Source organism: Rhodoblastus sp., assembly GCF_019449565.1.
GTDB lineage: Bacteria > Pseudomonadota > Alphaproteobacteria > Rhizobiales > Beijerinckiaceae > Rhodoblastus.
In genome coordinates, this window is sequence record NZ_JAGRPM010000035.1 from 1 (window position 1) to 7,674 (window position 7,674).

Below are 7,674 nucleotides of genomic sequence, written 5' to 3' on the forward strand. Positions count from 1 at the left end.
AGATTGAACGCATAAAAGAATTGAGCCTGATCGGCGGACTGGCGTCCCATCATCGGCGGAATCCCCTCGCAAATCGCGAGAAAAATGGAATCACGCCGCCCCGCCTAGGGCAACGGGGCAACGAGTTTTTCAACAGCATCGGTCATTATTGCCTGTTCATTCGAAACGCCCAAAGTCCGTTGCTTGCATGACTCCCGTCATTCGCAGCAGGCCAACTGACATTCACGAGCTGGCGCGCGGTTAAAGCCATAGGAAGGTCCGATTTGAGCTGTTCCTCGACCTAGTGGGCAAGATGGGCGACGGGCCGCCGAGGGGCAACTTGAGCGACCGCGCTGGAAGCACACGGCGGCTTTCAAGGCCTCGTAAACATCTGCGCGATGTGCCGCCTTGCGGCCAATTTCAAACTGTCGCAAGTTGGGGTTGAGCCGGCCGCAACATCGAGAGTGCCGATTTAAGGGCGGATCAATATCCGCGGCAGCTTCAAGGCGAGCGGCGAGCAAATGGGGGGGGGAGCGATGAAATCGAAACTATGGGTTGCGAGTGGACTGCTCATAATGATGTCGGGCGCTGCGCAAGCTCAGGTCGAGCTTACAAAGTATGCCGATGCTGACGGCAACATCGACGTTCAGAAATTGACCTGCGCTCAGTTGGCCGGCACGTTCCAGGAGGACGCTGACTTCATGTCCGTCTGGTACAGCGGGTGGTACAACGGCTTGGCGAACGCGGGAAAAATAAACGTCGAGCGCGCCAAAGAAATGGAACATCGCGTCATCGTTTACTGCAAAGCCAATCAAGATAAGAAGGTTATTAAAGCAATAGATGTCGTGATCAAGGGCTATCGCAAGGAAAAGGGTATCAAGCTCAAGGACGAACAGTGACTTGGCTTTTACCCGCTGCGTAAATCGTTTTCTGCAGCACTACCCGCGAAAAGCCTTTGATGATGGCGCGCGCCTCGCGCCCAGACAGGCCAGAATCCAGCTCAAAGGGACAAAACACGATGGCCGTTTCAATCTCGACAACGCAGAACACCCCCAAGCCGAGCCGCAACAAAGCTATTCCAGCTCTCCTCGCGGCTGCCACTTTGATGGGTTTCGTCTCCACGTCGTCAGCTCAGGTGGCGCTGAAGACGTATGCTGACGAGAAAGGCTACATTAACATTCGGACCCTGACCTGCGCCCAACTCGCGGGGACGTTTCAGGAAGATGCTGACTTTCTTGGGCTTTGGTACAGCGGCTGGTACAACGGTCACATCAAGAAACACTCGATTAATGTGCCGCGGACCAAAGCGGGCATTCATGAAGTAATCGTCTTCTGCAAAGCCAACCCGGACAAAAAGGTCGCTGATGCGGTTGAGTTGGTCTTGAAGGGCAAGTAGCTCTTTTGAAGGTCCGGATCATGATCGCTTGGGCTCTAGCCCAAGCGATAGGCGTCGCAGTTCCTGTCGCCAACATGCGAAACGTAACTAGCCGCTCATCGGTTCGATTTTCCAAAGGTCTGCTTTCAGCAGTTCCCTGCCATGCTGAAAGCCTTCGTCCAACGACCGCCTCGGGTCATTATTTCCGGTTCGTTTGCAGCTCCCGAAGTCCGCTGTCTGCACCATAACGGCCGGATTTTTTGGCTGCTGTCGAGTTGCGGCGTCGCCGCCTGGCGGTGCCGCAAGCAAACCGTCAAAGATCGACCTGCTCAGAAATGCTGAGGGCGTCATCCACTTCTACTCCGAGATAGCGGACGGTGCTCTCAAGCTTCGTGTGCCCCAGCAAGAGCTGAACAGCACGCAGGTTGCCCGTTTTTTTGTAGATCTGAGAGGCCTTCGTTCGCCGCATCGAATGGGTGCCGTACGCTGAATCGTCCAGGCCAGCGCTTCGAACCCAGCCATGAACGATCCGAGCATATTGGCGCGCCGTAATATGGGGCTGCTTATGGACCCGGCTTGGAAAAAGAAAGCGCCCCTCGCGGATTTTGAGAATGGCCAGCCAATCCTCGACTGACGCCCGGGTCTGCTCCGTGATTTCGAATTGGACCGGCCTGCCGGTCTTCCGCTGAATGATCGTTGCGCGGTCGCGCAATCTGCCGCCGACGCACAGATCGTCGATCTTCAAACGGACAAGGTCACACCCCCGCAGTTTGCTGTCGATCGCCAAGTTGAACATTGCGAGGTCGCGCTTCCGCGCCTCGATTTGAAGGCGAGCGCGGATATTCCAGACTTCCTTCGGCTTGAGGGGGCGTTTCTGACCCACAAGCCGACCCTTGTTCCAAGGCGCCTGCCGATGGTCCTTTTGCTGGTCGTGGTAATCGGACATCGAAGTAACCTCCCTATCCAGCCACCCCTCCCAACTCCCCGCACTCTGCGGGCCAAAAATAACGCCTAGGTGTGATTTCTGATCAGGTCGTTCCGGCGAGGGCCTGAACTGGTGTTCGTTGAGCAAGGCTAGCATGAGGTCGGCGCTCGTTGTACCCGGCGAGCCATCGGGCAAGATCGGCGGCGCGTCGATCCGAAGTCGGGAATGGAATGGCGTAGGCCCATTCTCGCAACATCGTCTGGATGAAGCGCTCCGCCTTGCCATTGGTCTTCGGCGTGTAGGGGCGGGTTCGAACGTGCTTGATAGCGAGCAGGCGTAAGACTTTTCGGAAGAGACGCGCGACGTAGCCAGAACCATTGTCTGTCATCACCCGCTCGACACGAACGCCCCGCGCCCGGAACCAGCGCAAGGCGCGCAGCAGGAAGCCGGTCGTCGACCAGCGCCGCTCGTCTGGGAGAACCTCGACATAGGCGAGCCGGGTGGCGTCGTCGATAGCGACGTGCAGGAAGTCGTAGCCCATGCCTTGGCTGCGGCCGCGTCGATCGCCGGTGATGCGATGGCCGACGCCGTCAAACCGGGCCAGTTTCTTGATGTCGAGGTGGAGAAGCTCGCCGGGGCGCTCGCGCTGGTAGCGGCGCACCGGCTCCTTCGGCGCCATGGCGGCCAAGCGGCCCAGCCCCATCCGCGTTAGCCAGCCGGCGACGGTTGAGCGGGCCAATTTCAGTTTGGCGGCAATCTCCTGGCCGGTTAGCCGATAATCCCGGCGCAGTCGTTCAGCCGTGGCTTTCCAGAAAGCCGCGGCATCAGCGGCAGCCGAGCGCGGACGAGAAGATCGGTTTTCGAGGCCGGCTTTTCCCTCAGCGCGCCATCGAGCCACCCATTTGCGAGCCGTTCGCTCGCTGATCCCGAAACCGGCGGCGACTTCGGCGGTTGGCCTGCCTTCTTCAACAATTCGCCGGATCATTTCCGCTCGACCAAGCGGGGTCGTTCGAGCATTCTTATGCGGGTTGTTCATCCTCGTGACCTTTGGTGCTTCGTGTGGCAACGACCACCTTCAGGCTTTCACGTCGGATGAACAACCTCCTCAGAGCTCACAACTAGGCAGCGCTGAGGCTCCGAACCGCAGATTGCAGCCGTTGGATAATACTAGTTCACGACCGCTCGGCCTCCGTTTTGGAAATTCGTGGCAGGTCCGGCCGCATGCCCGCTTCGACCCCAAGGTGCCTTTCGCGCTTTTTCGCAACGGCCGCAGCAATGCCGTCAGCAGTCGTTCAGCGCGTCGCTCAAACGCGTGATCATGACCCTGACCGGCCTGTCGCCAACTTTGCCCGGTACATCAAACAACGGCGGAAAAGCTGTCCTTCCGCGGACGAGCGCGAAGCCGTTGTGAAGCGGTCTAAGACATCAGTTGATGAAGCTGATTCGTGGCTGAGCGCATCAACCGCAGCATAAGATCAACGCCGGAACAACGATGCGTATCGGATCGGCAGGACGAAGGAAAGTTGTATATCGGCGACATCCAGAGCCTCTGATTTCGGCACGTCAGTTCCGGAGGGCAGCTTTTCACCCTTTTGAAGACCGCAGTTGTCTCTCGAATGCCTGGAAGGATTTTAGGCGCCATGCCCTCGCCACAAGCCTTTGCTCAGCTATGGGGCAAGTTACGATAATCCGCAGGCGTGGGGGCCCGAATGACGCTACCCGAAAACCATCCTCGCCTTTTCAAGCGCGCCTATAGTCGTGGCGAGCTAATCGCCGACGGCCTTGTCCATGCCGTCGCTATTGTGGCGGGGTTGATCGCCTTCGCCGCTCTGATCGGGCGCGTCGCCCGGCAGGGCGACCTTTCCGACACCCTCGCCATCGGCGTCTATGCGGCCAGCTTTTTCCTGCTGTTTGGTTTTTCCATGGCCTATAATATGACGCCACCCTCGAATCTGAAATGGATACTGCGGCGGTTCGACCACGCCTCAATCTATTTAATGATTTCCGGCACCTATACGGCGCTGCTGTCGCAATTGCCGAACGACACCTTGGCTTGGACGCTTGCGGCGATCGTGTGGTTCGTTTCGCTCGGCGGCGCGGCGCTGAAAATCCTGCTGCCGGGCCGGTTCGACCGTGCCGCGATCGTCGTCTATCTGGCGCTCGGCTGGATGGCTATTTTCGCTGCAAAACAATTGGTCGTCATCCTGCCCGCGCCGACGATGTTCCTGCTCGTCGTCGGCGGGGTGTTCTATTCGGTCGGCGTGCTGTTCTATAAATGGAATAGTCTCAAATATCAGAACGCCATCTGGCATTCCTTCGTCGCCATCGCCGCTGGCTGCCAATATGCAGGCATCGCTCAGGCGATCGGGCACAGCGCTTAGAGAATATTTCCAAAAATTTTTTTGGATAAGCATAATTCCGATGTGACGGCGATCTCACCGACATGCCGAGAAAGGCGTCGTTTCGGAGGAAGGTCTGCATTGCGCCGAAAAATCGGATTGCCATACGCTAGGGCGTAATTCCGCAGTTGGCGCCTGGCCGCACTTCCGCGAATGACGGCAGTCCTGCAAACAACCGACGTCGGAAGCTACGAACGAACGGGTAAAAGTGACCCTTTGCGGTCGATCCCCGAAGTTGCCCCGCGCCGCAATCAACCGCTCAAAGCGGACTTGGCTTGATGGCTCGTCACCCGATGCCATCGCCCTGCAAAGATGGAAACGCACAAATCACCGATTCAGGTGCCTTAGGGTATCGTAGAGAAAGTCAACGCATGAATCCGATTGGGAGGCGAGCGCGTCATTTCGGAGATTCCACCAGAACGACAGCGCCTTCATATTGGCGTTACATCTCCGGTCAGAGAAATCTTTCATCAGGAGCAAGTTCACGTCGTTCAGGCGTATGCGGTCACTCACATCTGCGAATCCGTCTGAAGGCGTTCCTAGCCTCTTAAGGATATCAGGATTGACTTGGACGCATGCCTCACTAACGGCTTCAAGTTTCTGGCGATGGGTGATCAAAGGACAGTGAATCCTTTCATAGTTGAGCGCCATTTTGCGGTGCCGTCATGGATGTAGGGATTCGCCGTGCAGGGCGAGATCGAGGCCCTGACGCTCGTCGTCCGGACTGACGCGCAGGTCGACAAGGGAATCGACGATTTTCAGCACGGCAAAGGAGCCGAGGGCGCACCACGCCGTCACCAGCACGGCGCCCGCGGCCTGAAGAGCCAGTTGATATGCATTGCCCTCGATCAGGCCCGAAATCCCGGCTTCGCCGTTGGCGGCGCTGATCGAGGCAGTGGCGAAGACGCCGGCGAGCAAAGTGCCGAGGATGCCGCCGACGCCATGCACGCCGAACACGTCGAGCGTATCATCATAGCGCAGCCGGGCTTTCAAGGCGGTGCTGGCGAAATAGCAGACGCCGCCGGCGATCGCGCCGATCACGACGCCGTGCCAGGGCAGGACATAGCCGGAGGCCGGGGTAATCGTTCCCAGCCCGGCGACCGCGCCGGAAATCAGTCCGAGCACGGAGGGACGGCCCCGCTCGACCCATTCTATGCCGGCCCAGACTAGGGCGCCGGCGCTGGCCGAAAAATGGGTCGCGACAATCGCGTAAACCGCGCGCGAGCCGACGCCCAGAGCCGAGCCGCCATTGAATCCGAACCAGCCGACCCAGATCAGGCCGAGGCCGACGAAAGCCATCGACAGATCGAAAGGCGCGAGATTGTCCTTTCCGTAGCCACTTCGCGGGCCGATCATCAACGCGGCGACCAGTCCGGCGACGCCCGCATTGATATGGACGACCGTGCCGCCGGCGAAATCGATGAAGCCCCAGTTGGCGAGAAAGCCGCCGCCCCAGACCCAGTGGGCGGTGGGAATATAGACGATGAACAGCCAGAGGACGCAGAACAGGACGAAAGCCGAAAATTTGAAACGTTCGGCGGTCGCGCCTCCGATCAGGGCGCAGGTGATAACGGCGAAGGTCATCTGATAGGCGCCAAACAGCATTTCGGGAATGGTCCGGGCGAAGGCGCTGACGCTGTCGAGGCCGATTCCGGCGAACATGGCTGCAGAAAGATCGCCGATCAGCGCGCCTTCGCCGCGAAAAGCCAGGCTATAGCCGGCGCCCAGCCAGAGCAGGGAAACGATCGCGGTCGCGGCAAGGCTCTGCGCCATGGTGGCGAGGACGTTCTTCTTGCGCACCATGCCGGCGTAAAAAAGCGCAAGGCCGGGTAGCGTCATCATCAGGACTAGGGCCGTGGCCAGGATCATGAAGCCAGTGTCCGCCGCGTCGATTTTCGATTCGGCGGCTAGGGCGGGAAGGGTCTGGGCGGGAAGGCTCAGCAGTCCGACCGCCCAAGCGGCGAGGCTCAGGCGGGAGAGTTGTCTGGACATGGGAAATCCGAAAAATGTGGAGACGGGGGAGGCCGTGGTCGCCAACCTGCTGCCTGGGGGCGAGAAGGGGGACGAAAGTCAGATCGCGTCGTTGTCGGACTCGCCGGTGCGAATGCGGAAGGCGCGTTCGACAGGGCTGACGAAGATCTTGCCATCGCCGATCTGCCCGGTATAGGCGGCGGAACGGATGGCCTCGATGACGGAGTCGGTCATTTCGTCGCGAACGACCGTTTCGATGCGCAGCTTCGGGAGGAAACTCACGACATATTCAGCGCCGCGATAGATCTCCGTGTGGCCCTTCTGACGGCCATAGCCCTTGGCTTCGCTGACGGTCATGCCGTCGATCTTCACGTCATTGAGTCTTTCGCGAACTTCGTCGAGTTTGAAGGGCTTGATGATGGCCGTGATGAGTTTCATGATTTCGCCAGATTCGGGTTGCGTCGAAAATGCAATCAAAATCTGTGCCATTTTTAAGCAAAATGCATAATTAGAGATCAACTATGAAGAATAGCGCCGTTTATGACGCCGCCTTACGCCCCTTACACCATAATTGCTTAATAGATAGTCACTTTATGATTAATATATAATCAATACGACTAACAATCGCTCACTTTCCGATACGGCGGTCCTCTACCGGCAGGCCATCTTGTCTCCAGTTGGTGACGTACCTCCCGCAGCAGCCGACACGTTCGTTCAGCGACGATGCCGGTGGAACGGGTTGTAAGAGGTGTCTCAAATTCTGGGATTTTTTGCCGTCAGAAGGGTTGGCTCCGAGAACCGAGAAGACTGTCACGGCAAGCGCTGACCGTCGCCTCCGGGTGCAAATCCGGAAATTCGGGCGCGCAACCGCGGATTCCTGCTTATGTGCAGGTTTTTGGACGCCGGCGTCACGAGGGGCGCCGCTTGCTTCGGCGGCCGGCGTCCAAAAAGCGCCAAGGCACGAAGTCGCGGGGAGGTTTGGCGCCATTCAGGCAGCCAGCGCTATGGGGATTTGATTTTCACGC

General features: G+C 58.5%; 8 protein-coding genes. 4 read left to right on the forward strand and 4 right to left on the reverse strand.

The genetic code is table 11. The features are described 5' to 3' along the window. The 3 genes from QZ409_RS08445 to QZ409_RS08455 all read left to right on the forward strand — a co-directional run. A partial coding sequence (locus QZ409_RS08445; protein ID WP_296709339.1) for a hypothetical protein occupies nt 1-191 on the forward strand: 191 nt, incomplete at its 5' end. Between the two features lie 324 nt (nt 192-515). After that, nucleotides 516-878 carry an HdeA/HdeB family chaperone gene (locus QZ409_RS08450; RefSeq protein ID WP_296709342.1) on the forward strand — a complete coding sequence of 121 codons (363 nt, stop codon included), beginning with the start codon at nt 516-518 and terminating at the stop codon, nt 876-878. 119 nt (nt 879-997) lie between these two features. Further along, nucleotides 998-1,375: an HdeA/HdeB family chaperone gene (locus QZ409_RS08455; RefSeq protein WP_342394830.1), complete on the forward strand. Its 378-nt coding sequence runs from the start codon at nt 998-1,000 to the stop codon at nt 1,373-1,375. A 292-nt stretch (nt 1,376-1,667) separates the two neighbouring features. Here the strand turns inward: QZ409_RS08455 and QZ409_RS08460 are convergent, their stop codons facing one another. After that, complete coding sequence (locus QZ409_RS08460; RefSeq protein WP_296709343.1) at nt 1,668-2,300, reverse strand: tyrosine-type recombinase/integrase; 633 nt, start codon at nt 2,298-2,300, stop codon at nt 1,668-1,670. Nucleotides 2,301-2,382: 82 nt separating this feature from the next. Then, nucleotides 2,383-3,315, reverse strand: a complete 933-nt coding sequence (locus tag QZ409_RS08465) for an IS481 family transposase (protein WP_296709346.1) — start codon at nt 3,313-3,315, stop codon at nt 2,383-2,385. Between the two features lie 673 nt (nt 3,316-3,988). Between QZ409_RS08465 and QZ409_RS08470 the strand changes: the two genes are divergently transcribed. Then, complete coding sequence (locus QZ409_RS08470) at nt 3,989-4,660, forward strand: hemolysin III family protein (RefSeq protein ID WP_296709349.1); 672 nt, start codon at nt 3,989-3,991, stop codon at nt 4,658-4,660. 681 nt (nt 4,661-5,341) lie between these two features. On the opposite strand, the gene QZ409_RS08475 is transcribed toward QZ409_RS08470, so the two are convergent. Then, nucleotides 5,342-6,670, reverse strand: a complete 1,329-nt coding sequence (locus QZ409_RS08475; RefSeq protein WP_296709351.1) for an ammonium transporter — start codon at nt 6,668-6,670, stop codon at nt 5,342-5,344. Nucleotides 6,671-6,748: 78 nt separating this feature from the next. After that, a complete protein-coding gene (locus tag QZ409_RS08480; RefSeq protein ID WP_296709354.1) occupies nt 6,749-7,087 on the reverse strand; it encodes a P-II family nitrogen regulator in 339 nt (112 codons plus the stop codon). Nucleotides 7,088-7,674 lie beyond the last annotated feature (587 nt).